The sequence below is a fragment of the Variovorax sp. 22077 genome, assembly GCF_052044195.1.
In the GTDB taxonomy this organism is placed as follows: Bacteria; Pseudomonadota; Gammaproteobacteria; order Burkholderiales; family Burkholderiaceae_C; genus Variovorax; species Variovorax atrisoli.
Genome location: NZ_JBQEQC010000138.1, coordinates 1 through 330 on the forward strand (window position 1 = coordinate 1; position 330 = coordinate 330).

The window sequence follows — 330 nt, forward strand, 5'->3', positions numbered from 1 at the left end:
CAGCCTTGCGCGCCATCTCGGCCGCAAGCCAAAGCAGATTGTTGAGTTGCCGAGGTCCATCCCCGCTGCACCAGTCGATCTCTTCGCCGTGGCAGACCCACAGGAGGGCTTCGAGCTGAGTGAGGGTGTTTTCAAGAAGATCCGCCGGGTCTTGTTGGGCGGTTTCTGCGGAAGCTACCGGCGTGCGAGGCCGGGCTATAGTCTTGGTAGCCATTTTTGTGCGGTTCCTTCCAAGGTGTGTGCACGAACTTGGTTAGACGGCCGGGGTGCTAGTAACACCCTGGCCGTCGCCTTTTGATACCTCGCATCTGCATCAGTGCTTTCGCACCG

General features: G+C 59.4%; 1 protein-coding gene. It reads right to left on the reverse strand.

Features of this window, described 5'->3' with window-relative positions:
• A partial coding sequence (locus ACTJLF_RS34850) for a hypothetical protein (RefSeq protein ID WP_440884938.1) occupies positions 1–214 on the reverse strand: 214 nt, incomplete at its 3' end.
• Positions 215–330 lie beyond the last annotated feature (116 nt).